Consider the following 24,893-nt stretch of genomic DNA (forward strand, 5'->3'; position numbering starts at 1 on the left):
AATCCTATCTTTAGGTGAATTTAATCCGCCCGAGTATGAAAAATCAGCACGAAACACTTTTTGAGGAATATCATAAAAGTAGAAAGTCTGAAATCGGTATTGATCAGTTTACTTACATCTTAAAAATATATCCATCACTTCTTGTTTGTATGAGTGACGGAAAACTTGATAAGGAAGAATGGGACGGGGTTCTCAATATTTCAAAAGGCCTGGCACTCCTTTACCTTGATCAAATACCCAATACCAATGCAGAAAAGGTAGAAAGCTTGTTCCGTACTGAATTTAGATACCTATTGGAAAACATTGATAAGTGGGAAAAGAAGTTTTTGAATACACTCAAAAGCTTCCTGGAAGAGCATCCGGATGATCGTGAGTTTGTCTATGAGGCAATGTATCTTTTTGCGAATGCCGCCGATGGTATTTCAGCGGATGAGCAGCGAACAATCGACATGCTTTCTAGCCGCCTTGCTTTAGAGTATTAAAGCGGTTAATGATCTCATCAAAGTCTACATCACCTTCTTTTTGAAGAAATTCATCCATTACTCTTTTCTGAATTTTGCCCAATCGTAGCGCTTCTGAATAAGGCATATCCGAAAAGGTAACCATACTGTAAAGTGGAATCCATTCTTTAGGGTAAGTCTCCTGAATTTTCGACTCAAGTTTCTTTCTTCTCAAAAAATCAGGATCACCCACATGATCCCGCATTTCAATGAAATTGTGAAGTGCAAGCTCCGAGATAGCATCCGCATCTTTCTTTCTGCTTGCAGAATAAGCAGGGAGAACTTCGTCCCATTTCCAGTTCATGCCTTCAGCCATTTCAACAAACAGACGCACATCTTCAAAACCTGAATTCATTCCCTGCCCGTAAAACGGGACGATTGCATGTGCAGCATCACCAAGCAGCATTGTATTGTTCTTGTGCCATGGCTCACACTTGGTGGTAACCAACGATGAGGTTGGATTGTCAAAAAATTGGTCAGCCACATCCGGGATCAAAGCTTTTGCATCTGTAAAATATTTTTCAAAGAAAGCATTTACCTCGTCTTTGGTTGTAAGCTTTGCAAAAGAGAGGTTGCCTTCGAATGGAAAAAATAAGGTACAGGTAAAGGTTTTGTCATTGTTTGGCAAAGCGATCAGCATAAAGTTGCCCCTTGGCCAGATGTGTAGATAGTTGGGTTCTAAGAGGAACTTATCATCTGTAGGTATTATTGAAAGCTCTTTATAACCATGTTCGATATAATGCTGAGAAAAGTTGAATCTATCCGTGTATTGTAGGTTTTTTCGGATTGCGGAAAATGCGCCATCAGTACCTACTACCAAATCTGATTGTTGAGTTAATCCGTTGTGAAAAGTGAGCTCGTTATTTTCAAAATCAATATCTGTGCATTTATGATCGAAATGTACTTCTACTCCGGCTTTTTCAGCACTTTCAATTAAAAGCTGATTTAGTTGAGCACGTGACACAGAGTTAATGAATTGTCCCTCTTTTCCGTATGGCTGAAACGTTAGTTCTCCAGCTTCATCATGCATCATTCTCCCCTTCATAGGAATGAGGTAGGGTTCTATAGTTTCATAGACTCCTGCAAGCTTTAATGGACGAATTCCGCGATGACTAAGTGCCAAATTGATAGACCTTCCTTCAACATTTTCAGATTTTCTGGGATCATTGCGCTTTTCAAAAACCTGAACATTAAATCCTTTTTGCTTTAAAATTAAGGCCAGCAGCGAACCAACCAATCCTGCCCCTACAATGCTGATTTTATCTTTCATTGGAGATGGCTTTTTCTAGAATAGATACAAAGTTCACAACATCAGCAAATGAGTTGTAAAGCGGAACCGGGGCAACCCGAATTACATTAGGTTCTCTCCAATCTAAAATCACTCCTTGATCGATCAGGTAATTAAAAACACTTTTCCCATGATTGATCAGAAACAATGAGAGCTGTGCTCCACGCTCGTCGTGTTTTGATGGAGTTATTATTCTAATTTGATCCGCTAGTATATCTGAGTTTAAAACCAACTCCTCCATCATGTCAGTAAGCTTTAGGCTCTTTGCTCTTAGGTTCTCTAGTCCCGCATCAGCAAACAACTTCAATGAAGCCAAGTGGGCAGCATGGGATAAAATGTTCACATTGCTCAACTGCCAGCCATCCACTGTTGGAATGGGATTGATTTGGTTAGCCATTTTGAATCGAGCTTCTGCATCATGTCCCCACCAGCCGGATAATCTGAGAAGATCCTTGTTAGCTCCATGTTTTTCGTGGATATAAAGTCCCCCTACACCACCCGGACCTGAGTTTAAATACTTGTAGGTGCACCATACTGCAAAATCAGCCTGATGTTCATGAAGGTTCAATGGTACATTCCCAGCAGCATGTGCAAGATCAAAACCCGCAAAAGCCCCCACCTTATGGGCTGCCTGAGTGATTTTTTTAATATCAAATAGCTGACCGGTGTAATATTGAATTCCCGGAAACATGACTAAAGCGAGCTCATCACCTAATTCTTTAATTTTTTCCTCAATCTCAGCAATACTCAAATAGTCTGATCCGTCAACTGCTTCCAGTTCAACCAGGTCGATTTTAGGATTACCACCGGACATTGCTATACGAGAATGAACAGCATAAAAGTCGGAAGGGAAAGCGCCTCGCTCTATTAAGATTTTAGTTCGTTTTCCCTTTGGCCGATAGAAAGTTGCAAGTGCTAAATGAAGGTTGGTAGTCAGGTTATTCATGGCTACAACCTCATGTTCCTTTGCCCCAACAATTTTGGAAAGAATGGATTTTGAGTTTCGGTGATAGCTCACCCAAGGCTTGTCCCCAGTAAAGTGACCTTCTACACCGTATTCCTGCCATTTTTTTAACTCTTCGTTCACAAATGGTTGTGTGGTCTTTGGTTGAAGGCCTAATGAATTGCCACATAGATATATACAATCCTTCCCATCTTTTTGAGGGAAATAAAATTGCGATCTAAACGACGCTAGCCTATCTGCGGAATCGAGTTCTTGAGCCTTTCGTATTGCTTCTTTCTTCAAAACTTTTTCTTAATCAGTGAATCTTGGATCTGTTTCCATGGTTTCACCGCAATTATCGCAAGTTCTTAACTCTTCAGAATTGAAAAACTCCTTAAATCTTGGAAGAAAATCTTTTTCGATGTTTGTCAGATGGAAATAAGTATCGTGGAGCTTATGGTTACAGTTATCACAAAACCACATCAAACCATCCTGATGCTCTGGTTCCCGCTTCCTTTCAATTACCAGGCCAACTGAATTGGCTGGTCTTGCAGGCGAGTGGGGCACTTTTGCAGGATGTAAATACATCTCACCAGCTTTGATTGGAACTTTTACTGCTTTTCCATCTTCTTGAATGGTCACTTCTATATCTCCCTCGAGTTGATAGAAAAGCTCTTCCGTTTCATTGTAATGATAATCTTTTCGTGCATTCGGACCCCCTACAATCATCACAATGTAGTCTCCTGCATCGGCATAGAGGTTTTTATTTCCCACTGGCGGCTTTAATAAGTCGCGGTTTTCATCAATCCATTTTTGTAAGTTGAAAGGTCTTTTTATCGCCATGTCAGAGATGTTTATTTTTGAAGAAAAGTTAGAAAAAATTTATGGATTTAAACCTGAAAGGCCGAAGAGCTTTGGTTTGCGGTAGCTCGCAGGGGATGGGACTGGCCATTGCGCAGGAGCTAAGCGAGATGGGAGCCAATGTGACACTTTTTGCTCGAAATGAAGCTTCTTTAAGGGAGGCACTGAATACGCTTGCTCCCGGGGATCATGATTATTTGGTTGCAGATTTCGATGATCTGGAAGCTGTGAAAGAGGCGGTGGATATTGGTTTGAAAAAGGATATTTATCAAATACTGATTAATAACTCAGGTGGGCCTGCCCCAGGGCCACTTGCAGATTCGTCCCTTTCAGATTTTGATACTGCAATGAAAAGGCATTTGCATGTGAGTCATTCACTTGTTCAAATGTTGCTTCCAGGCATGAAAGAATCAAACTACGGAAGAATAGTAAATATTATTTCTACCTCAGTGAAAGTCCCAATTCCGGGATTAGGGGTGAGCAATACGGTAAGAGGAGCAATGGCATCCTGGGCCAAAACCTTGGCAAATGAACTGGGACAGTATGGTGTCACGGTGAATAATATTTTACCTGGTTTTATAAATACAGCCAGAATTGAGAGTCTGGTAGCGGGTAAATCAAAAAAGCAGGGAAAGTCTGAGGCTGAAGTGGAGGAGGAAATGAAGCAAACGATTCCAGCTGGTCGGTTTGGAGAACCCTCTGAAATTGCAGCTTATGCAGGGTTACTTTGTAGCAAAAGCGGAGCTTATATCAATGGAACCAGCTTGCGAATAGATGGTGGAAGAACAGGATCAATTTAAAGAGATGCAGAAAATTCAAAATTTTATAAATGGCAAGTATGTTGATCCAATGAAGGGTCAGTACATTGACAATGTAGAGCCTGGCACTGGGAAGGTTTTTGCTCAAATTCCTAATTCGTCACAAGAAGATCTTGATAACGCAGTTGCGGCAGCAAAAGACGCGTTTCCTATTTGGAGCACCATGTCTGTCGATAAGCGAAGCAGGATTCTGCACAAGCTGGCTGATTTGATAGAGGATCATTTGGATGATCTGGCACTGATGGAGAGTAGAGACAATGGGAAACCACTTTGGTTAGCGAAGGCAGTGGATATTCCAAGAGCAAGCAGCAACTTTCGATTTTATGCTTCTGCCATTGTTAATTTTTCTTCGGAGGCACAAGTTTCTGAGGGGTTCATGGTGAATTACACTCGTCGAGCCCCAATAGGTATAGTAGGCTGTATTTCACCATGGAACTTACCGCTCTATCTTTTTTCGTGGAAAATTGCACCTGCATTAGCTATGGGTAACTGTGTGGTTGCGAAACCATCAGAACTTACGCCAATGACAGCTCATTTGCTTGGAAATCTTGCTAATGAAGCAGGAATGCCAGCTGGTGTGCTAAACATCCTTCATGGTGAAGGAAAAGAAATAGGACAGGCAATAGTGGAGCATGAAGCAACGAAGGCAATTTCATTTACCGGAGGTACAGCAACAGGAAAGGTTGTAGGGGCTACAGCATCTCAGCAATTCAAAAAGGTGTCCTTAGAGCTTGGTGGTAAGAATCCGAATATCGTTTTTGCTGATTGCGACCTGGAGGAGGCAGTTAAGACAAGTGTGAAAAGCTCTTTTACCAATCAGGGGGAAATATGTTTATGCGGTTCTCGTATTTTGATTGAGGATGCCATATATGAAGAGTTCAAGAAACGATTTATTGAAGAAACAAAGAAATTAAAAGTCGGCGATCCAATGGAGGCTGGGTCAAACATGGGAGCTTTGGTTTCCGAGGAGCATCTCATTAAAGTGGACTCTTATGTGAAACTGGCGAAAGAGGAAGGTGGTGCTATTCTTCATGGAGGAATTCGCCTTGAAAAGGAGGGGTTCTACTATGAGCCCACAATCATTGAAGGTTTAGATGAGAATTGTCGCACGAATCAAGAAGAAATTTTTGGGCCGGTAGTGACACTCAATCGTTTCTCGAACGAAAAAGAGGCCATCCGGGTGGCGAATTCTACACGTTACGGCCTATCGTGTACTATCTGGACAACCAACCTCAAAAGAGCTCATAGAGTGTCCCACGCGGTTCAGTCGGGCATTATTTGGGTTAATTGCTGGCTACTCAGGGATTTGAGAACACCATTCGGCGGAATGAAAGATTCGGGAATTGGTAGAGAAGGTGGAAACGAAGCTTTAAGGTTTTTTTCAGAACCTCAGAATGTCTGCATTAAACTATAGGTCATAAAAAAGCCCCGACATCATTGTCGAGGCTGAATTTTCTATTCGGTTCTTATGGTTATGCTTCTTCGCCCACTTTAAGTCTTGCAATCTTAAACGACTTTCTCTCCTTGTGGCCACAATATCCACAAGCATAATATTTCATAAGCTCACCTTCTTCTGTTTCAGAGGCTGTTTGAATTACTTCCTCTCTTTCAACTTTCAAGGTCTGGTAGTTGCAATTGTTGCACTGAAGTGCATGAAGTCTACCATTATATTTTTCAATTTTGGTGAATCCGGACTCTTCGTCAATCCACACATCATAATCTACTGAGAAAGCATCTTCTTCAGCCTGCATACCTTCATCAAGGTAAACATCTTCTTCTTCCTCACTTAATAATTTCATTTTTCTTCCATCAGGGGAAGTTCTCGGAGTAAACCTCAATTTTTTCAGACGCTTTTCGATGAAAAACGGGTAGTAAAATTTCAGAACGTTCTGAATTATTACACCCAGAATTACTGCGAACATTGAACTCATAAAGAGTCTCACAAAAAACCACAGCCAGGTAGACTCACTAAACATCGTATTGAAATAAAGCGTACCACCGATGATGATAAGCAATGCTCCATTCCATAGCATGTTAATTTCATGCATGTTGATGTAGTCATATCTGGTTTTGTAATCTCCGGTTGCTAGTAACTTAAGGTAATGTCCCAGCAAAATCAACACTCCAACACCAGCCACAGCCATGGCCAGGTATCCTCCGTAAGTGTTCCAGTTATTCATTAATTCAGGTGAAATAGGGTCAGTCATAGCGTCTGTTTATTAATTCGGAAAATACTCCGTATACAAAAATGTCACATTTTTTAAAAACTCAACGTATCAAATTAAAATAAGAAGAACTTAATTCCTTCATATTTTGATGTAAAATATCAAAAAAATGTAATACGGGCAATCTTATCTTGTACAGGATTGTTGTAAAGCATTTAGGTATTTTTGTCGAAATCAATAAATCTGAAAATTACAATATGGATTTTTTAACTAGAAAACTTTTTTCAATTGCACTTTTAGCAACGGTGATGATCGGCTGCTCACCTTCTCAAAAGGAGTCAAAAAGCCCAGCAGAAATGACCGATAAAGAGTTGACCTCTCTTGCTGATTCCCTTGCTCAGGCATTCATAATCGTGGATGGCCATGTGGATTTACCTTATCGAATGAATGTGAAAGGGTTCATGATCACAAAGACAGTAGAAGATGTATCTGTAGAGACTACAGGTAATTTTGATTATCCCAAGGCAAAAAAAGGAGGACTGGATGCTCCATTCATGTCTATTTATGTACCGTCGAGATATCAGGAAACGGGGGGAGCTAAGGCTTTTGCCGATTCCCTAATAGATATGGTTTCAAGACTACCTGAAACATTCCCTGCCAAATTTGCCATGGCAAACTCACCTTTAGATATAAAAGTTGCTTTCGAACAGGGCCTTATTTCTCTACCGATGGGAATGGAGAACGGAGCTCCAATTGAAGATGATATTAGCAATGTGAAATACTTTTTCGATAGGGGGATAAGATATATCACGTTAACGCACTCCAAGGATAACCAGATTAGTGATTCATCTTATGATACTGCGTACACATGGAATGGAATCAGCCCTTTTGGGGAGCAAGTGATTGCTGAGATGAATAAATGGGGGATCATGATCGATATTTCTCATGTGACCGATAGCGCAGCATTTGATGCTTTGCGATTGACTAAAGCACCAGTTATCGCCTCTCACTCATCATGCAGAAAGTTTACACCTGGATGGGAAAGAAATATGCCCGACACTTTAATTAAAGCAATGGCTGAAAATGGAGGAGTGATTCACATTAACTTTGGTTCAAGCTTTCTTTCTCAGGAATCTCAAGACAAATTTGAAAAAATGCGCGAGGACTTGACAAACTATCGTGCAGAGAACACTTTGTCGCCTGAAGATTCAATCTATAAAGCCTATGCAAAGCAGTATGCTATCGACAATGATGTTTATGAAGACGTTCAAAAAGTAGCTGACCACATTGACCATGTGGTAAATCTGGTGGGAATCAACCATGTTGGATTGGGCTCTGACTATGATGGCGTTGGCGACAGCTTACCAAAAGGGTTGAAGGATGTATCGACCTATCCAAATCTGATCAAGGAATTACTTAAGCGCGGGTATACTCCTGAAGAGATTGAAAAAATCTGCTATAAAAACACATTCAGGGTTTGGGAGAAGGTGCAAGCAGTAGCTCAGGACCTTCAGTCTGGCGTTTAAAATTAGTTCTTTCGCTTGAGTGAATTGAGAAAGTTGGCCCAAGCGAAAGGATTAAGCAATTGATTTTGTGGTGGCGAGTAGCGATTAATATAGGCTTGACGCTGCTGCTGCATAAAATATTGATGATTAGCATTTGGTGATGCAGGCAAATTCTGATATGCCTGCGTCATCACCTGGCTATTCAGCCACATATAAATGTTAGCATATTCTTTTTGATCAGGGAGCTCCATACTGATTAGCGCTTCCTTAAACATGCTTTCAGTCGGATAAGGCCGAATTTCCACTTCTTCCAGAAACTTAATATCATCCTGCAAGGAAATGATTACACGCAAACTGGACTCCTTATCATGTCTTGGAACAATGAAATATGCACGTTTATATCCTACCGAACTAAATAAAACACTATCTCCCTCCAGCACCGGTAAAGAGAAAAAGCCATAAGGGTTGGTTGTAGTACCTCTTCCGGATTTTGGAATATATACGTGCGTTCCAGGCACTACCGAGGTACTATCAGACCCAAAAACCACCCCTGTAAATTGGATGACTTTTTTGGAGCGCTCCTGTGCGTCTACAGCCACAAATGAGAAAACAAAAAAGGTAAGAATCAGTATATATCTCAAATCAAGTTCCTTTATCTAATAAAAGAGTTTTAGCCAATAAAAGTTTAACTTCGGTAAAAGTAGTGAAAAAATGAGGCTCAAGAATTTCAACTTGTCATATGGCACCCAGATTTTCAAGTCATTTTCCGATGAGTCTCGTACTCGTATCATTCACTTATTATATCGTAAGGAAGAGCTCTGTATTTCAGATTTAGAGGCGATACTGGACTTCACACAAACCAAGACTTCACGTCATATAACGTACTTAAAAAATGCTGGTTTAGTTACATTCAGAAAATATGATCAGTGGGTTTTTTACAGTATAAAGGAAGAGGGGTATGACATGGTCAGCCAGATTTTTGAGTTTCTCAGCAAGGATCCAATTTTAAGGAAAGATTTGGACGTTTATAATACAATGAATGCTAACCTTGCATTAGCCAGGAACAAGATAGAGGCGAAAAAGTATAATAGGTGAGAGAAATCAAACACATTTTCTTCGATCTGGACCACACACTTTGGGACTATGATCGAAGCGCTCAGGAAACTTTAACAGAAATTTATGGGCAGTTGGAAATGTCCAATACCAGTATTTCTGTTAAGAAGTTCATAAATACATTCTATGAGGTGAATGATAAGCTTTGGATGAAATATAACAACGGGCTGGTTGATCGAGAGTACATTAAGAATGAGCGATTCAATGAGATTTTCGCCACTTCAGGGATAGATGTAGCTAAATCAAAAATGGCATCATCCTATTTTTTAAGTAATTGTTCACTGAAGCCTTATTTAATGGATGATGCACTTACTGCACTAAATTACCTTTCCAACAGATACGAGCTGCACATCATCACCAATGGCTTTCTCGATGCTCAAAATCGTAAATTGAGCAGCTCCGGGATCGACAAATATTTTAAGGTAATGGTCACTTCAGAATGTATCGATTCCAGAAAACCAAGTCCTGAAATTTTCGAATATTCTTTGAGCTTGGCGGGAGCTAGTAAGTCTGATAGTATTATGATAGGGGATAATCCCAGGACTGATATTCATGGTGCAAGGGAATTTGGAATGAAAACGGTTTTTTATGATCCGTCAGGAAGAAAAAAGTCACTTGCTGATTATACGATCCGGTCACACATGGAGCTATTGAGATTGTTCTAGCACCTGTTTGAGTCATTGCCGCTCAAGCTCTAACTTTTGAACTATTCGAGTTACTTTTGCGCTCCTATTAATAAACAAGAAGAGAGATGCCAAAAGGAAATTTTTTCGTACCAGATCCAATCAACGAACCTGTATTAAGCTATGCTCCAGGCTCTACCGAGAGAGAAGAGGTGCTAGCAAAATACAAAGAGATGTACAACCAGAAAATCGATGCGCCAATGTTCATCGGTGATAAGGAAGTACATACGAAAAATAAGATTGAGATGACATGCCCACACGATCACAAGCATGTCCTTGGTCATTTTTCCGAAGGGGACGCATCTCATGTGAAAGCTGCAATTGATGCTGCGTTGCGAGCTAAAGAAGACTGGGAGAAAATGACATGGGAAAACAGAGCGAGCATTTTCCTTAAAGCAGCGGATCTTCTTTCTGGGCCATATAGATCCAAGATTAATGCGGCAACCATGCTTGGACAAGGCAAAAATGTTCATCAGGCGGAAATTGATGCTGCTTGTGAATTCATTGATTTCCTACGATTCAATGCCGCTTTTATGCAAGAGCTTTACATGCAGCAGCCAATCTCTTCTGAAGGTATTTGGAATAGGATGGAATATCGTCCACTAGAGGGGTTTGTTTTCGCAATCACTCCTTTCAACTTTACTGCTATTGCCGGTAATCTACCTGCTGCTCCAGCGATGCTGGGTAACACAGTCGTTTGGAAGCCAAGCTACACGCAAGTGTATTCTGCTCAGGTGATTATGGAAGTATTGAAAAAAGCAGGACTACCTGATGGGGTAATCAATTTGATTTATGTAGACGGGCCTGTAGCTGGAGATGTTGTGTTTAATCATGCAGATTTTGCAGGACTACACTTTACCGGAAGTACAGGTGTATTTAAAGCATTGTGGAAAACGATTGGGTCAAACCTGGATACGTATAAAACCTATCCGCGAATTGTCGGTGAAACAGGGGGTAAAGACTTTGTGGTAGCTCATAAATCAGCAGATGCTAAAGAGGTAGCTACGGGACTGGTTAGAGGCTCGTTCGAATTTCAGGGCCAGAAATGTAGTGCATCATCCAGAGCTTATGTTCCGTCAAATATCTGGGAGGATGTGAAAAAATATATGATAGAAGATCTAAAGTCTATCAAAATGGGTTCACCGGAAGACCCTTCGAACTTTGTGAATGCCGTAATAGATGGCGTAGCATTCAAGAAAATTACCGGTTATATTGATGAAGCTAAAGCTGCTAAAGATGTAGAATTGATAGCCGGAGGAAACTATGACGACTCTAAAGGATGGTTTGTAGAGCCTACAGTTTTTCGGGCAAAAGATCCAAAGTACAAAACCATGTGTGAAGAGATTTTTGGCCCGGTACTGACCATTCATGTCTATGATGAGAACAAGTTTGAAGAAATCCTGGATGTAGTAGACAGCACTTCACCTTACGCATTGACGGGTGCGATTTTCAGTAAAGACAGATATGCCGTTGATTTGGCTACTTACAAGCTTAGAAATGCAGCCGGTAATTTCTACATCAATGACAAGCCCACAGGAGCTGTGGTAGGCCAGCAGCCGTTTGGTGGGGCAAGAGGTTCCGGCACCAACGACAAGGCAGGCGCAATGATGAATTTGATGCGATGGGTAAGTGCCCGAACCATCAAAGAAACCTTTGTTTCTCCAACAGATTACAGATATCCATTTTTAGGATAATGAATAACCTCAGGCCATTTCACCTCGCTGTACCGGTAAAAGATTTGAATGAAACCCGAATCTTTTATCGGGAAGTGATGGGGTTTGAAGAAGGGCGCTCCTCAGATCGATGGGTAGATTTTAATTTTTACGGCCACCAGTTTGTCATTCACATGGTGGATGAAAAAGCCGATGCTGAAGTGAATCCGGTAGATGGCCATGCTGTTCCTGTACCTCATTTTGGAGTGGTTTTGTCCTGGGGTGACTGGGAGAAATTATCGGAAAGATTAAAAGCTGCTGATATCCATTTTATAATTGAGCCTTACATCCGATTTGAAGGTCAGGTAGGGGAACAGGCAACCATGTTTTTTCTTGACCCTTCAGGCAATGCGTTAGAATTTAAGGCATTCCGCAATGATGCTGACATTTTCTCAAAATAGCAGCAAGAGTTACCTTTTTTGAAAATTCTTCCCTACATTCAATCTCTCTTTTACAAGCATGAGCCATCCTGTAGATCATAAAGTTGAGCCAATAATGAGGCTCACCATGTCTGAAAACCTTCAAGGAGGAAAGTTTAAGGATTTCATGGCTGAGCTGGTGCCTGTGATTTGCAAGTCGTTGAGTGCTTTTAGGACTTCTTTTTGGCTATATCGATCAGAACTGGATGAATTTGAAAGCATTCAATGTTTTGATTCGGAAACAAATAAAGCATCCAATGGACAGGCACTTGAAGCTGCTAGCTTTCCACTTTTATTTAAGCGGTTGAAAGAGGATCTCTTTTTTCATATCGACAGCAATAATGATGCGGTTGAAATGGAAGAATTTGTTGTTGATCATCTACTAAAAAATCGTTTTAGCTCATGGGCTAGTATCCAGGTATGGAATGACAGCCGTCTTTTTGGAATAATTGCTGTAGAGTGGAAAACAAAAAAAGATTTTACAAATCAGGATCAGCTTATACTCGTTACAGCTACCTCATTGATAAGTCAATGTTATGACGCCCTTTTACGCTTAAAAGAAGATTTTTTACACCGGAATGAAGTGAGCTCGCTCAAAGGGGAAGAAAAAGAGAAAGAAAAGCTGGCTAAAAAACTATCTGATCATGCTTTCTACACCTCGCACAGTATTCGTCATCCACTCTCTACCATATTAGCCCTAATAGACTTAATCAAGTTAAATTGGGAAAGCCGAGATGCATATGAGGAGCTTCTCCAGCAACTTAAAATAGAAACGATGAATTTGGATGACGCAATTCGGGTGATGACCGCAAAAATTGAATTAGATTAGTTGCCATTATCTGCGCCAAGAATAGTTAAATGACTAAACGATCCAACCGAGTAAAGGAGGTAATACTTAAACGAAGTACCTTCATAATCTTCCTAATCTTAATTCTAGGAGCTTTCGGCTTACTTAGAATTATAGCCACACATAAAGACATTGATGATGTTGCGCACATCGATTTGCCTATCATTGAATTACTCACTCAAATTGAAACCTATCAGCTGGAACAGGCCATCGCATTTGAGCGAGCAATAAGGTATGCGGAGGAAATAGAGCCGGGGAATAATATTGCGCTACAAGGGTTTGCTGAAGCGGACAGTACTTTTCGATACCTGGCAGAATTAGTGGATATTTTGCTGCTGGATGCGGAACAGGCAGTTGTTGACGCTTTGAAACAAACCAATCAAGAAGCGCAGAGAATTAAGCTGAAAGGATTACTATTATCGATTAAGAAATTAGAAAGTGATCATACAAGCTATGAAATTCATGCATTAGAAGTAGTTGATTTACTCGAAGCTGGAAGGCTTGAAGAAGCTGTTTTTGCCTCAGAACGGGTAGAATCTGAAGAAGATCAGTTTAACAAGCAAGTCGAAGGAGTTTTGATGCGACATGAGATGTTCACTGAAGCACTAATGAAAATCGTGGAGCAAGAAGAAGTACTTTCGATGAAGTGGATTGTAACACTCACACTACTTTTTATCATTCTCTCACTCCTTGCGGTATATACTTTCAGTTATAAAATATGGAGACCTCTTGAGGACATACGTGCCGGAGCAGAGAAAATTGGTGCAGGGAATCTGGAGACCAGAATAAAACTTAGCTCGAATAGTATTACCAGTGATATTGTTGATTCTTTCAATGATATGGCGGACCGACTGCTTTACTCCCAAAAGGAAATTGATCAATTTATACACTTCTCATACAGCACCGCAGATGATTTGAAAGCACCAATCACTAATCTTGGTTCGTTGCTTGATATGTTAGGCAAAGACAATATGAATGCGTCCAACTTTAAGGCCATTCTGAATAACGCCAAGAAAACCAACAAACAGCTTGAAAAGACGATCATATCGTTGATTGAGGTAAATAAGGTGAGGGAAGAGCTTGCTTCTGATAAAGAAGATCAGGATATGGATGAGGTACTGAAAGAAGTTGTGACCGGCTTTATAAGCCGCATTAAGAATGCTAATGCAACTATAAAAAAGGACTTTTCTGACTGTCCGGTTATTAGCTACCCCAAATCACAACTGAAGGTGATTTTCAAACATCTTCTTTCAAACGCGCTTTCCTACCGAGACCCTGAGAAGCCTTTACAGATAAGGGTAAAGTCAAAAAAGATCAACGGGCATACCACCATCATTTTCAAGGATAATGGATTAGGTTTCGATTCGATCAAACATAAGGAAGAGATCTTCAGGCCTTATTCGAGGCTTCATTCGCATGTCGATGGATCCGGATTAGGTTTATATATCATCAAAATGATAATAGATTATCACAGAGGCGGTATTCGTGTAGAAAGTGAACCTCGCAAGGGAGCAACGTTTGCGCTGAGGCTAGATTAGTTTTCGCCTAAATATTCCTCGTAAATGTTCTCGAGAAGTTCGGGAGATAGCGGCTTTGAAACAAAAGCGGCGATTTGTTTTGATGAGGAAGCACGCTCTTCATCTTTTGTGGATATAGAGGAGGTGAGCATGATTACTTTGGTTTGGCCGTTCATTTCAAGCTTTTCATACTCTTCCATAAAATCCCATCCATCCTGATCCGGCATATTCAAATCTAGAAAAATAACCTCAGGCCGATCACTGGAGTTTTTAGTCCGGTTCAAAAAATCGATGGCATGTTGCACATTATTGATGGACTCAACCTCATCAGCAAACCTGGCATGCTTGATTATCACAGAATTGATTGAGTTCACGATATCATCATCGTCGACAAGTAAGACCTTTTTAAATTTTTTCAAGGCTGTGATGGTTTATTTCTTAAAGGTAAAAAAGCCAGCACGAAAAGTGATTTCTACGCGAATTATTTTAAAAAATATTCGATAAAGGTGAGATTTTGAGGCTTCACACTTGAACCACTTCGAATCACAATAAAAATAAGCCCGACCATTGCCAGCCTTTACTCTGTTCTCCCTCTTGGGCTCGTCGCATCGGCGAACCGTCGGAGTGGCGTTCCACCAAAGGACCAGTCCTTGGTTTTTTGAATAATTACTGAGAGGAGAAATAAAAAAAGCCACTCGGTGTGAGTGGCTTAATCTGAAGTGCTCTCCCTCTTGGGCTCGATCGGAGTGGCGTTCCACCCAAGGACCAGTCCTTGGTTTTTTGAATAATTGCTGAAGGGAGAAATAAAAAAGCCACTCGGTGTGAGTGGCTTAATCTGAAGTGCTCTCCCTCTTGGGCTCGAACCAAGGACCCTCTGATTAACAGTCAGATGCTCTAACCAGCTGAGCTAAGGGAGAAGATTTCCTTAAAAAGGAGTGCAAATGTAAACATCCAATTTACAATTCTCAATGCCATGAATAGAAAAAATTTCTATTCTTCATATTTATCTAAATACGGCCATAATGGCAGTATTTATTGAGGTGAAATCGAAATAAACGACATAATGTCATTATAAATAAGCAGATTTTGCTTTGGTACAGATTTCGATCATGCCCTAATCGAAATTGATTTTTTAAAAACTTAAAAGCTTAAAGAGAAATGGGACTTATAAGGTACAACACAAACGATTACAGACCTACTAGCTTTAGAAGCATGGTAGACAGATTGTTTAATGATGAATTTGTAGGTGGATCAATGCCCACATTCTCACCTAAGGTGGACATTGCTGAATCTGACAAAGAGTTTGAAATTCAGCTACATGTTCCTGGTATGAAAAAAGGTGATTTTAATATCGACCTGAATGATGACCAGATTACAATTAGTGGAGAAAGGAAGATTGAGAACGAAAAGAAAGAGAAAAACTTTCACAGCGTAGAAAGCTACTATGGAACTTTCAACAGAACTTTCTATTTGCCTGACGTGATCAACAAAGACAAAGTAGATGCTACTTATCAGGATGGTATATTGACCATCGTCCTTCCAAAGGATGAGAAAAAGACGACTAAGAAGCAAATAGCAGTTAAGTAGTTTTTTGAGTAGGTGATTGAGGGTGTCTGCCAATCGGTGGATGCCCTTTTTTTGTTAATTATCGTTAACCATTGTGGTTTTTCATTACAGTGTAAAACCATCTGCCCATTTTTACGGTATAAACACTAGCAAAAAAAATAAATATATGAGTAAGCGAAGTTTAATATTAGCAATGGTGTTCTCCTCGCTCTTTGGAGGAATAGTAGCTGTTGTGGGGTTTTCACTGATTGTCCCACAGGAAAAGATTATTCAACAAACGGGAGCACAAGCCAATCCGGTTAGTTTGACCAACTATGTATTTGACTCTGCGGACTTTATAGTTCCTGACGGCCTCAACTTTGTTTTTGCAGCAAAGAATGCCACACCCTCTGTGGTGCATATTAGGACCACTTACAGTGATGGCATGCGTGCAAACAGTCCATTCAACGATTTTTTTAAGGATTACTTTGGTGAGCGATATGAAAGACGTGGAGGACCGGCTCGTGGAGCAGGATCTGGTGTTGTGATTTCTCCGGATGGATATATCGTTACTAACAATCATGTAATTGCCAATGCCAATGAAATTGAGGTGGTACTCAATGATAACCGCAGCTACCAGGCTAAGGTAGTTGGGGCAGATGAAGATACGGACCTGGCTGTCCTTAAGGTGGATGAAGACAATCTGATTGCAGTTCAATATGGAGATTCTGAAAGTATTAATATTGGGGAATGGGTTTTGGCAATCGGCAATCCTTATGAATTCAGATCAACAGTGACGGCTGGCATTGTGAGTGCTAAAGGTAGGAACATCAATATTCTCAATGGTGACTATCGCATTGAATCATTTATTCAAACAGATGCCGCTGTAAATCCTGGGAATAGTGGAGGTGCGTTGGTAAATCTTAAAGGTGAATTGGTCGGGATTAATACTGCTATTGCGTCACCATCAGGAGCGTTTGCAGGTTATTCGTTTGCTGTACCGGTTTCGCTGGTGAAAAAAGTAGTGAATGACCTGGTAGAATATGGAGCAGTCCAGCGAGCACTTTTAGGTATTTCCATTTATGACGTAAATGCACAGGTTGCTGAGGCTAATAATCTAAAAGTATTAAAAGGAATCTACGTTAATGCAGTAATGGCCGGAAAGGCAGCAGACCGTGCCGGAATTGAGCAAGGTGATGTCATAATAGCTATTGACAACAAGCCGGTGAACAACGTAGCGCAATTACAGGAGCAAGTAGCTATCAAACGGCCGGGAGATGAAGTAGAAGTGAAGTTTATCAGAGGAGGCAAAGAAAAGGTTGTTATGGCTAAGCTGAGAAATGAAGAAGGCACATTGGATGTCGTGGAGTTAGCCGCAGATTATAAAATTGAAGGAGCAACATTTGTAGATGTTTCTGATGCTTTGAAAAATAGATTAGGTATCGAAGGTGGAGTTCAGATTCAGGAGTTAGGCAGTGGAAAATGGAAAGATGTGAGAATGAAAGAGGGTTTCATTATCACGGGAATTGACAATGTAAAGATTAAAAATATTAAGGATCTTGAAAACTACTTCAAGAGGCCCAGAACAGACGGCATTTTGATTGAAGGTGTCTATCCTGATGGCAGTAAAGCCCATTACGGATTAGGTTTATAAATAGGTTTATTTTTCATAACTCTAGCCTACCAGAAATGGTGGGCTTTTTTATTGATTCCTGAATGATCGATGAAGGCTTTATTCCATAATTTCGAAGGGTGAAAGATGTGATCATAATCGGGGGTGGGCTGGCCGGACTCACTAATGCCATATTGCTTGGAAGGGCAGGGTTGAAAGTTCAGCTTTTTGAAGAAAAAAAGTACCCGTTTCATCGGGTTTGTGGCGAATACATATCCAAAGAAGTAATTCCTTTTCTCAAAGCTAACGACTTGTACCCGGAAGAATTGGAACCCTGCGATATCTCACGATTTCATTTAAGTTCAGTTTCAGGTAAAGTGCTCAAGCTACCACTCGATTTGGGTGGGTTTGGAGTGAGCCGATATGCGTATGATCAATGGCTGGCTCAAAAGGCGAAAGAAGCTGGTGTTGAAATCATCCATGGAAGAATAATTCAGTCAGAATTTCACCAGAATGGATTTGAATTAGCTGATAAAAGTGGAAGGACCCCTAAAGCACGAATTGTGATAGGGGCGTTCGGAAAGAGAAGCACACTTGATAAAAGTTTAGAAAGACCGTTTATCCAGAAGCGGTCACCTTATGTTGGGGTTAAGTATCATATCAAGACGGACGTTCAAAAGGATAATGTAATTGCACTGCACAATTTCAATAAAGGATACTGTGGTATAAGCAGAGTTGAAAATGACACTTTTAACCTTTGTTATCTGACCCATCGATCAAATGTCAAAAAATATGGTTCTCTATCGGATATGGAGGAAGAGGTATTGATGAGAAACCCTCTGCTCAAAGAAATTTTCCGAAGTGCAGATCATCTTTTTAAAAAGCCTGAGGTGATCAATGAAGTCACTTTTGAAAGAAAAGAGCCTGTATATAACCATATGATTATGACAGGTGATTCAGCAGGGATGATTACACCTCTTTGTGGCAATGGCATGGCCATGGCAATTCATTCAGCTAAGCTTTCTAGCGAGTTGATCATAAAGAGCTTTAAAAACGGATTTGATCAATCCAAACTTGAGCGGGACTATTCGGAAAAGTGGAATCAACAATTTGCGAATAGGCTGTGGGCTGGAAGAAACATTCAATCTTTATTTGGATCTCAAATGATATCCAGCTTGACAGTTTCTATGGGCAAGATGTTTCCTTCAGTTGCTTCATACCTCATGAAGAAGACACACGGAAAGCCATTTAGCTGAGCCAGAGATAAATAAAAAACCCATTAAGCATCAGGGAGGAGATTAGATTTAGTCGCATGGTTGATGTGAAATCTGCATTTATGTGATTCTTTCTAACCTGTAAGTACCACCAACCGAAATAGGCCAGAACGGGTGTCATTGCAAGAAGGAATAGAAGTCCGTCAGTCATTGAAAACTGAAATTGGAAATAGCTAAAAAAACCAACGCTGGACAGAAAAAATGTGAAAGTGGTAAAGTGAAAAGTCCCTAAGATTCCAAGCTTTTGACTTATTGTGATATCACCTCTTTTTGCATCCTCTTCATGTTGATAAATCTGAGTCATGGGATAGGATCCCAATAGTAGCAATGAACTTAAAATTCCAGGAATCTGAATAGACCAATTGAAGGTATCAATAAGATCAACATCATTTATGGCAATGTAGCTGAGCAAGAAAGTGAAATACCCCTGAAAAATCCCGGCAGCAAGCCAACCTATAATTGGATACTTTTTTAATCGGATAGCTGGATGACTATATGCTTTTGAAATAATTCCATAGATAAAAATCATGATCACAAACTCGATAGAAATCCACATTCCCAGCACGAGAGCCAGTAAATCGATAACGAGAGAAGTCCAGTAAAGCTCTTTGCTTACTTTCGGTGGATTCCTCAACCCACCGATACTACCTTCATCTTTATCAAAGTAAGAGTTGTACCCATTGCTGGCAGGATAGAGGAGAAGGTGAAGAATAAAAAAAGATAAAAGCGTGTTTGAGTCGTTAATACTGTCAGAAACCGATAATGCCAGCAGAAAAACAGGCAAAAGGAAAAAAGAGAAAGGAATACGTAAGTGAAGTAATGTGGATTTTTTCAAAGGGGAGTGGTCTTCTCGGTTAAAGTTTGGTTAATATTAATGAACTACTAGCAGATGCCCGCATATATCAACTCCATAGGTACCGCCCTTCCGGCCAATTTAACTGACCAGAGTCAGATCGCTGATTTCATGGTCAAACATTTGGCGTTGGATGAGCATGAAGAAAGGAAGCTTCGGGTTTTATACAGGGCAAGTGGCATTAAGCAACGTTATTCCGTGTTAAGAGATTTTAAAGAAAATCTAAATGGGCAAAGCTTTTTTAAGGAAGATGTCGCATTTCCTTCTGCCAAACCACGGATGCTGATTTATCAAAAACATGCGATAAATCTAGCCAATGATGCCGCAGAAAATGCTTTTGACTCGTCTGGTGTCCGAAAAAATGAAATAACTCACCTGATTTCAGTGAGCTGTACTGGTATGTATGCGCCTGGCCTGGATATTGAGCTCATCGATCGACTGGGATTACCAACCTCGACACAGCGAACTTCCATAAACTTTATGGGGTGTTACGCTGCATTTAATGCAATGAAAGTTGCGGAGAACATCATTGCTGCTAATCCGAATTCTAATGTTTTAATAGTATGTGTAGAACTCTGTAGCATCCATCTTCAAGAGAAAAAAGATGATGAAAACTTGCTTGCCAATGCCATTTTTGGGGATGGAGCTGCAGCTGTCATCGTCTCCTCCAAAGCATCGGGCCGATCTCTGGAAATGAAAAACTTCTATAGTGATTTAGCTCTAAATGCTCGTGATGAGATGGGATGGTACATTGGTGACCATGGTTTTGAAATGCATTTGAGCAACAAGGTGCCTGACGTTATCAAAGATGGAATTGGTGAGCTCACTAATCGTTTGCTCGAGAAGATCCAACTTCAGGTTTCAGATATTGATTTCTTTGCTATACACCCCGGAGGTAAAAGAATATTAGATGTGATAGAAGAAAAACTTAAAATTTCTAAAGAACAAAATCTTCCGGCACGTGAGATTCTGAAAACCCATGGCAACATGTCTTCCCCAACTGTGCTGTTTGTGATAAAAAGAATTCTTGATGATCTGAAAAAGGAAGATGACCAAAAGCACCTGCTGAGCTTTGCCTTTGGTCCGGGACTGACTATGGAAAGTGCGGTGTTAAAAACGCATGTAAATGCTTGAGCAGCGATCAGAGGAGGTAGAAATAATGGATGATCTTTCCATCTCAGGAGAGGTTGTCAACCAAACGCTTCGTGAGCTCAATACAATCAATAGGAGGCTCGGCGGCAATCAAATTAGCGTTTCTTCATTCAAAAAATTGGTATCGGACCAAGAGAGAAAAGTCCTTTTGGCTGATCTTGGTTGTGGTGGAGGAGATATAATGGTAGAAATGGCGGACTGGAGTCGAAAAAGGGACATTTCAACATCATTTATCGGCATTGATGCCAATCAGAATATTATCAACTATGCCGCTGACCATACCAAACAGTATGATGAAATTTCCTATCAGGCTATTAACATTTTCAGTGATTCATTTAAAAACCAAACTTTTGATATTATTCACTGTTGCTTGTTTGTCCATCATTTTACCAATCAGCAACTTGTTGAATTGTTTAGACAATTTAGCCAACAAGCCAGAATAGGGGTAATTATTAATGATCTGCATAGACATCCGTTGGCTTATTGGAGCATCCGTATGCTTACCACTTTATTTTCAAAATCCGAAATGGTAAAAAACGATGCATCAATATCTGTGGCTCGTGGATTTAAAAAGAAAGAACTAATTCAAATTTTGAAGGAAGCTGATATCAGAAACTACTCGCTAGAATGGAAATGGGCATTTAGATGGAAGTTGATTTTTTGAATCTACTAAAATCTCTTTATCTTCTAATAAGGAGCAATTGTATATTTCGTAAATCAATTAAAGTTTTGGCACCCCTTTAGAGGTCTGGGGGTGAATCAACGCCACTCCCCAAAAATTAAATTGCCTTTTGCTTCTGAATCTTCTGATTTGAAGAAATTACTGAGGCCTTCTACCATTTCATCCGCTGAAATGTAGTCATCGGAATTATTATCTAACTCTTCAAATCCCTGAATAGCCATTTTATGCGAGATGTTATAGATCGTTAGCATATTGGCATATTCCTCACGCGAAATAAGCTTATCCTTATTCATATCAAATAGGTCAAAAACATGCCTGGAAGTTCTATGGATATAATGATTAAGAATCCCTTCATCTTCTGCCTCAATTTGATCTCTAAAAAAAGCGATCCAATCCCAGAGGGTTAACGTCAGTTCCGGATTATGAAGGTCAGCAAGTAATTGGACGAATAATCGGTGAGATTTTAAAAGAATTAAACGGGCGCTTCTCGAATCCTCGTTGAGTCCTAATTGCTTCACAATTTTCTTCCCAACGTTTACGAAATCGCTTGGTTGCAGCTGCCCATTCCGATCGATATCCAGAACATTAAAGAGGTGATGAACCTTCCTTTTTTGTGTTTCAGAAAAAACGAACCGGGGGCTTTTATGTGATGTGGTGGTAATGCTCCCCATTTTATCCAAGACAATTTACAAAAATATTTCCACCATTGCACGCATTTCGTAGCTTTGCACCCCAATTCTCAAAAACAACACAGAAAATGTCCCAAGATATTCAATCGATTTTAAAGAAACTTCAGGTAGAAACAGACAATAAAGGTGCCGCCTATGGCCATAAATGGCTTAATACATCAGGAAAGCAACTTGTTTCGTATTCACCTGTAGATGGAAAAGTGATTGCAAATGTTACGCTTGCAGATGAAAAAGCCTATGATCAGGTGATTTCTGAGGCTGAAGCCGCATTTAAAGAGTGGAGATTGCTTCCTGCACCTCAAAGAGGGGAGGTTGTGAGACAGCTTGGAAATGAGCTTAGAGAGTATAAGCAAGAGCTTGGTTCATTGGTTTCTTATGAAATGGGTAAGTCACTTCAGGAGGGACTTGGTGAAGTGCAGGAAATGATTGATATCTGTGATTTTGCAGTTGGTCTTTCTCGTCAGCTTTACGGCTTGACTATGCATTCAGAACGTCCTTCACACAGAATGTATGAGCAGTGGCATCCACTTGGAATTGTTGGAATCATTTCAGCATTTAACTTTCCGGTAGCTGTTTGGTCATGGAATGCAGCGCTTGCATGGGTCTGTGGAGATGTTTGTGTTTGGAAGCCATCTGAAAAAGCGCCTATTTCAGCGATTGCTTGTCAAAAAATCGCGCAACGCGTATTCGAAAAGAATGGTGTTCACCCGGGAGTATGTGGCCTGGTGATTGGTGATGCTGAGATCGGTAAGAAATTAGCAGCTGATACTCGAGTGCCTCTTATTTCGGCAACAGGCTCAACCAGAATGGGTAAGAAGGTAGGAGAAGTGGTTGGTGCACGTCTTGGTAAACACATTCTGGAATTGGGAGGAAATAATGCAATGATTATTTCTGAGCATGCAGATTTGAATATTGTAATTCCGGGAGCCGTATTTGGAGCTGTGGGAACCGCAGGTCAGCGGTGTACTTCTACCAGAAGACTGATCATTCACGAAAGTCAGTATGAAGAAGTGAAGAATAGGCTAGTTAAAGCATACGGTCAGTTAAGAATCGGTGATCCTTTGGATGAGAATAATCATGTAGGACCTCTTATAGACACAGATGCTGTAAAAATGTATCAAGAAGCTATTGAAAAGGTAAAAGCTGAAGGTGGAAAGACAGTTATCGACGGAGAAGTACTTTCCGGAGCAGGATATGAATCCGGATGCTATGTGAAGCCAGCCATCTTTGAAGCTGAAGCTGATTATGAGATCGTTTGTAATGAGACGTTTGCACCAATCTTGTATTTGATCAAATACTCAACAATCGAGGAAGCTATTGAGATTCAGAATGCGGTACCTCAAGGGTTATCTTCTGCAATTATGACTACCAATATCCGCGAGTCTGAGCTATTCTTATCACACGCAGGATCAGATTGCGGTATCGCCAACGTAAACATTGGTACGTCCGGGGCTGAGATAGGAGGAGCGTTTGGAGGAGAAAAAGAAACAGGCGGTGGACGTGAGTCCGGATCTGATGCATGGAAAGCATACATGAGAAGACAAACAAATACCATCAACTATTCTACTGAGCTTCCTTTAGCCCAGGGAATTAAGTTTGAGCTTTAGTAAATGAGATAAAATGCCAGTCCCAAGAGACTGAAAATGATAATGAATAAAAAGGTCTGCCTGGTGCGGACCTTTTTTTGTTTTGCATGAAATTTTGCCAGGAAGATTCTTTTTTGTTTAGGGTCAAATTCTTTGGTCCTTTCAGCCATCTTCTTTTTGATGTAGAAATAGTTATTTTCCTGATAGATTTTCTTCAGTGATTTTTTCCCACCCTTTAATAGACCTCTATTATTTCTATAAGACTTCACCATGAAGTCCATCATTCCGGAACCACCACCCATCATATGATAACTTGTTTGGATTATTGAATTTGCATTTTAATTTAATTATTAGAAAAAGACTAATTTCATATCCAACATGCATCAATCCAATCATAAAGAGTGCTTGAATTGTGGATATGAATTGGGTGGGAACTACTGTCCTAACTGCGGTCAATCAACCTCAATTCATCGGATTACTTTTCGAGAAACCATAAAGGATTTTTTCAGTTCTACTTTTGCTCTAGAGGGCCCTTTACTTTCTACCATCAAACTTCTGATTGTAAATCCCGGGAAGCTTTTTAGAGAATTTATTGGTGGCAAACGAAAGGCCTACTATAAACCGGTAGCATTCTTTGTTGTGCTTACTGCAGTGTTAATCATTGTCCGTGCGGTTATTGGTTATGATCCGTTTCAGGAGCAGCCTCAAATGAAGAGTGAGAGTGTGCAAGAAAAGGCACGCGTTTTAATTGATGCCGGAAAATTTATGGTTAAACACATCAACCATATTATGTTCTTTTTGGTGATCTCAATAGGGCTGGTAAGCAAGCTCTTTTTTAGTAAGAAATATAACCTGGCAGAATATGTAACAATAGGCTTTTACATTTCAGGAATCTACATTTTAGTTGGTGTTGTACAAATGATTGTAAGCGTTTACATAACCTACATCACCCCACAGTACAATATGATTTTATTGTTCCTGTACATTATTTATGCATCGACTTCATTCCACCAGAAGAAATCATTTTTAGCAGTATTCAAATATGTATTCATGAGTTTGACTGCCATTTTATTGTACGTTGTGCTTGGTTTTGGTTTTTCCTTTTTAATGGTTTGGGTCTGACTAAATG

26 protein-coding genes and 1 tRNA gene are annotated in these 24,893 nt (G+C 40.2%); 17 read left to right on the top strand and 10 right to left on the bottom strand.

Annotated features, from left to right (window positions below):
- The first annotated feature begins 35 nt into the window (after positions 1–35).
- Positions 36–482 (top strand): hypothetical protein, encoded by a 447-nt coding sequence (locus RIC88_RS08870; RefSeq protein WP_350217183.1) that lies wholly within the window; start codon positions 36–38, stop codon positions 480–482.
- Here the strand turns inward: RIC88_RS08870 and RIC88_RS08875 are convergent.
- Genes RIC88_RS08875 through RIC88_RS08885 form a run of 3 tightly spaced genes read right to left on the bottom strand, consistent with a single transcriptional unit; the run spans position 457 to position 3,574 of the window.
- A complete protein-coding gene (locus RIC88_RS08875) occupies positions 457–1,770 on the bottom strand; it encodes an FAD-dependent oxidoreductase (RefSeq protein ID WP_350217184.1) in 1,314 nt (437 codons plus the stop codon). The genes RIC88_RS08870 and RIC88_RS08875 overlap by 26 nt on opposite strands.
- Complete coding sequence (gene kynU / locus RIC88_RS08880; protein WP_350217185.1) at positions 1,760–3,034, bottom strand: kynureninase; 1,275 nt, start codon at positions 3,032–3,034, stop codon at positions 1,760–1,762. Before kynU ends, RIC88_RS08875 begins: the two co-directional genes overlap by 11 nt.
- 9 nt (positions 3,035–3,043) lie before the next feature.
- On the bottom strand, positions 3,044–3,574 hold the full coding sequence (locus RIC88_RS08885; protein ID WP_350217186.1) for a 3-hydroxyanthranilate 3,4-dioxygenase: 531 nt from the start codon (positions 3,572–3,574) through the stop codon (positions 3,044–3,046).
- Positions 3,575–3,615: 41 nt separating this feature from the next.
- On the opposite strand from RIC88_RS08885, the gene RIC88_RS08890 reads away from it, so the two are divergent.
- Positions 3,616–4,392, top strand: a complete 777-nt coding sequence (locus RIC88_RS08890) for an SDR family oxidoreductase (RefSeq protein ID WP_350217187.1) — start codon at positions 3,616–3,618, stop codon at positions 4,390–4,392.
- A 4-nt stretch (positions 4,393–4,396) separates the two neighbouring features.
- Positions 4,397–5,824, top strand: a complete 1,428-nt coding sequence (locus RIC88_RS08895; RefSeq protein WP_350217188.1) for an aldehyde dehydrogenase — start codon at positions 4,397–4,399, stop codon at positions 5,822–5,824.
- Between the two features lie 58 nt (positions 5,825–5,882).
- Here RIC88_RS08895 and RIC88_RS08900 read toward each other — a convergent pair whose 3' ends face one another.
- A complete protein-coding gene (locus tag RIC88_RS08900; protein ID WP_350217189.1) occupies positions 5,883–6,617 on the bottom strand; it encodes a hypothetical protein in 735 nt (244 codons plus the stop codon).
- A 215-nt stretch (positions 6,618–6,832) separates the two neighbouring features.
- On the opposite strand from RIC88_RS08900, the gene RIC88_RS08905 reads away from it, so the two are divergent.
- Positions 6,833–8,101, top strand: coding sequence for a dipeptidase (locus tag RIC88_RS08905; protein ID WP_350217190.1), 1,269 nt, complete (start codon positions 6,833–6,835; stop codon positions 8,099–8,101).
- A 2-nt stretch (positions 8,102–8,103) separates the two neighbouring features.
- Here the strand turns inward: RIC88_RS08905 and RIC88_RS08910 are convergent, their stop codons facing one another.
- Positions 8,104–8,721, bottom strand: coding sequence for a carboxypeptidase-like regulatory domain-containing protein (locus RIC88_RS08910; RefSeq protein ID WP_350217191.1), 618 nt, complete (start codon positions 8,719–8,721; stop codon positions 8,104–8,106).
- Positions 8,722–8,791: 70 nt separating this feature from the next.
- Between RIC88_RS08910 and RIC88_RS08915 the strand changes: the two genes are divergently transcribed.
- From RIC88_RS08915 to RIC88_RS08940, 6 genes are all read left to right on the top strand, one after another.
- Positions 8,792–9,175: an ArsR/SmtB family transcription factor gene (locus RIC88_RS08915; RefSeq protein WP_350217192.1), complete on the top strand. Its 384-nt coding sequence runs from the start codon at positions 8,792–8,794 to the stop codon at positions 9,173–9,175.
- Complete coding sequence (locus RIC88_RS08920; protein ID WP_350217193.1) at positions 9,172–9,858, top strand: YjjG family noncanonical pyrimidine nucleotidase; 687 nt, start codon at positions 9,172–9,174, stop codon at positions 9,856–9,858. The genes RIC88_RS08915 and RIC88_RS08920 overlap by 4 nt, the downstream gene beginning before the upstream one ends.
- Before the next feature lie 86 nt (positions 9,859–9,944).
- Complete coding sequence (pruA, locus tag RIC88_RS08925; protein ID WP_350217194.1) at positions 9,945–11,570, top strand: L-glutamate gamma-semialdehyde dehydrogenase; 1,626 nt, start codon at positions 9,945–9,947, stop codon at positions 11,568–11,570.
- The gene (locus tag RIC88_RS08930) at positions 11,570–11,989 is read left to right on the top strand and encodes a VOC family protein (RefSeq protein ID WP_350217195.1); all 420 of its coding nucleotides are present in this window, start codon (positions 11,570–11,572) and stop codon (positions 11,987–11,989) included. The genes pruA and RIC88_RS08930 overlap by 1 nt, the downstream gene beginning before the upstream one ends.
- A 58-nt stretch (positions 11,990–12,047) precedes the next feature.
- Positions 12,048–12,836 (top strand): hypothetical protein, encoded by a 789-nt coding sequence (locus RIC88_RS08935; RefSeq protein WP_350217196.1) that lies wholly within the window; start codon positions 12,048–12,050, stop codon positions 12,834–12,836.
- 29 nt (positions 12,837–12,865) lie between these two features.
- The gene (locus RIC88_RS08940) at positions 12,866–14,392 is read left to right on the top strand and encodes a sensor histidine kinase (RefSeq protein WP_350217197.1); all 1,527 of its coding nucleotides are present in this window, start codon (positions 12,866–12,868) and stop codon (positions 14,390–14,392) included.
- Here RIC88_RS08940 and RIC88_RS08945 read toward each other — a convergent pair.
- Both RIC88_RS08945 and RIC88_RS08950 read right to left on the bottom strand, forming a co-directional pair.
- Positions 14,389–14,790, bottom strand: a complete 402-nt coding sequence (locus RIC88_RS08945) for a response regulator (RefSeq protein ID WP_350217198.1) — start codon at positions 14,788–14,790, stop codon at positions 14,389–14,391. The two genes, RIC88_RS08940 and RIC88_RS08945, sit on opposite strands and share 4 nt — an antisense overlap.
- A 424-nt stretch (positions 14,791–15,214) precedes the next feature.
- A tRNA-Asn gene (locus tag RIC88_RS08950) sits at positions 15,215–15,288 on the bottom strand.
- Positions 15,289–15,529: 241 nt separating this feature from the next.
- Between RIC88_RS08950 and RIC88_RS08955 the strand changes: the two genes are divergently transcribed.
- The 3 genes from RIC88_RS08955 (at position 15,530) to RIC88_RS08965 (ending at position 18,784) form a co-directional block, all read left to right on the top strand.
- Positions 15,530–15,958 carry an Hsp20/alpha crystallin family protein gene (locus RIC88_RS08955; RefSeq protein ID WP_350217199.1) on the top strand — a complete coding sequence of 143 codons (429 nt, stop codon included), beginning with the start codon at positions 15,530–15,532 and terminating at the stop codon, positions 15,956–15,958.
- A 145-nt stretch (positions 15,959–16,103) separates the two neighbouring features.
- Positions 16,104–17,570, top strand: a complete 1,467-nt coding sequence (locus tag RIC88_RS08960; RefSeq protein WP_350217200.1) for a S1C family serine protease — start codon at positions 16,104–16,106, stop codon at positions 17,568–17,570.
- Positions 17,571–17,668: 98 nt separating this feature from the next.
- Positions 17,669–18,784, top strand: coding sequence for an NAD(P)/FAD-dependent oxidoreductase (locus tag RIC88_RS08965; RefSeq protein WP_350217201.1), 1,116 nt, complete (start codon positions 17,669–17,671; stop codon positions 18,782–18,784).
- Here RIC88_RS08965 and RIC88_RS08970 read toward each other — a convergent pair.
- Positions 18,777–19,637, bottom strand: coding sequence for a UbiA family prenyltransferase (locus tag RIC88_RS08970; protein WP_350217202.1), 861 nt, complete (start codon positions 19,635–19,637; stop codon positions 18,777–18,779). The two genes, RIC88_RS08965 and RIC88_RS08970, sit on opposite strands and share 8 nt — an antisense overlap.
- A 54-nt stretch (positions 19,638–19,691) precedes the next feature.
- On the opposite strand from RIC88_RS08970, the gene RIC88_RS08975 reads away from it, so the two are divergent.
- Together RIC88_RS08975 and RIC88_RS08980 are read left to right on the top strand one after the other, a co-directional pair.
- The gene (locus tag RIC88_RS08975; protein ID WP_350217203.1) at positions 19,692–20,789 is read left to right on the top strand and encodes a type III polyketide synthase; all 1,098 of its coding nucleotides are present in this window, start codon (positions 19,692–19,694) and stop codon (positions 20,787–20,789) included.
- Entirely contained in the window at positions 20,782–21,471 is a 690-nt protein-coding gene (locus RIC88_RS08980) for a methyltransferase domain-containing protein (RefSeq protein WP_350217204.1), read from the top strand. The genes RIC88_RS08975 and RIC88_RS08980 overlap by 8 nt, the downstream gene beginning before the upstream one ends.
- Before the next feature lie 95 nt (positions 21,472–21,566).
- Here RIC88_RS08980 and RIC88_RS08985 read toward each other — a convergent pair whose 3' ends face one another.
- Positions 21,567–22,160 carry an EF-hand domain-containing protein gene (locus RIC88_RS08985; protein WP_350217205.1) on the bottom strand — a complete coding sequence of 198 codons (594 nt, stop codon included), beginning with the start codon at positions 22,158–22,160 and terminating at the stop codon, positions 21,567–21,569.
- Between the two features lie 86 nt (positions 22,161–22,246).
- Between RIC88_RS08985 and amaB the strand changes: the two genes are divergently transcribed.
- Positions 22,247–23,785, top strand: coding sequence for an L-piperidine-6-carboxylate dehydrogenase (gene amaB, locus RIC88_RS08990; protein WP_350217206.1), 1,539 nt, complete (start codon positions 22,247–22,249; stop codon positions 23,783–23,785).
- Here the strand turns inward: amaB and RIC88_RS08995 are convergent.
- Positions 23,782–24,069: a hypothetical protein gene (locus tag RIC88_RS08995; RefSeq protein ID WP_350217207.1), complete on the bottom strand. Its 288-nt coding sequence runs from the start codon at positions 24,067–24,069 to the stop codon at positions 23,782–23,784. The two genes, amaB and RIC88_RS08995, sit on opposite strands and share 4 nt — an antisense overlap.
- Before the next feature lie 73 nt (positions 24,070–24,142).
- Here RIC88_RS08995 and RIC88_RS09000 point away from each other — a divergent pair, with 73 nt between their 5' ends.
- Complete coding sequence (locus RIC88_RS09000) at positions 24,143–24,886, top strand: DUF3667 domain-containing protein (RefSeq protein WP_350217208.1); 744 nt, start codon at positions 24,143–24,145, stop codon at positions 24,884–24,886.
- The last annotated feature ends 7 nt before the right edge of the window (positions 24,887–24,893 follow it).

Origin of the sequence: Ekhidna sp. (genome assembly GCF_040220215.1) — a bacterium.
In the GTDB taxonomy this organism is placed as follows: Bacteria; Bacteroidota; Bacteroidia; order Cytophagales; family Cyclobacteriaceae; genus Ekhidna.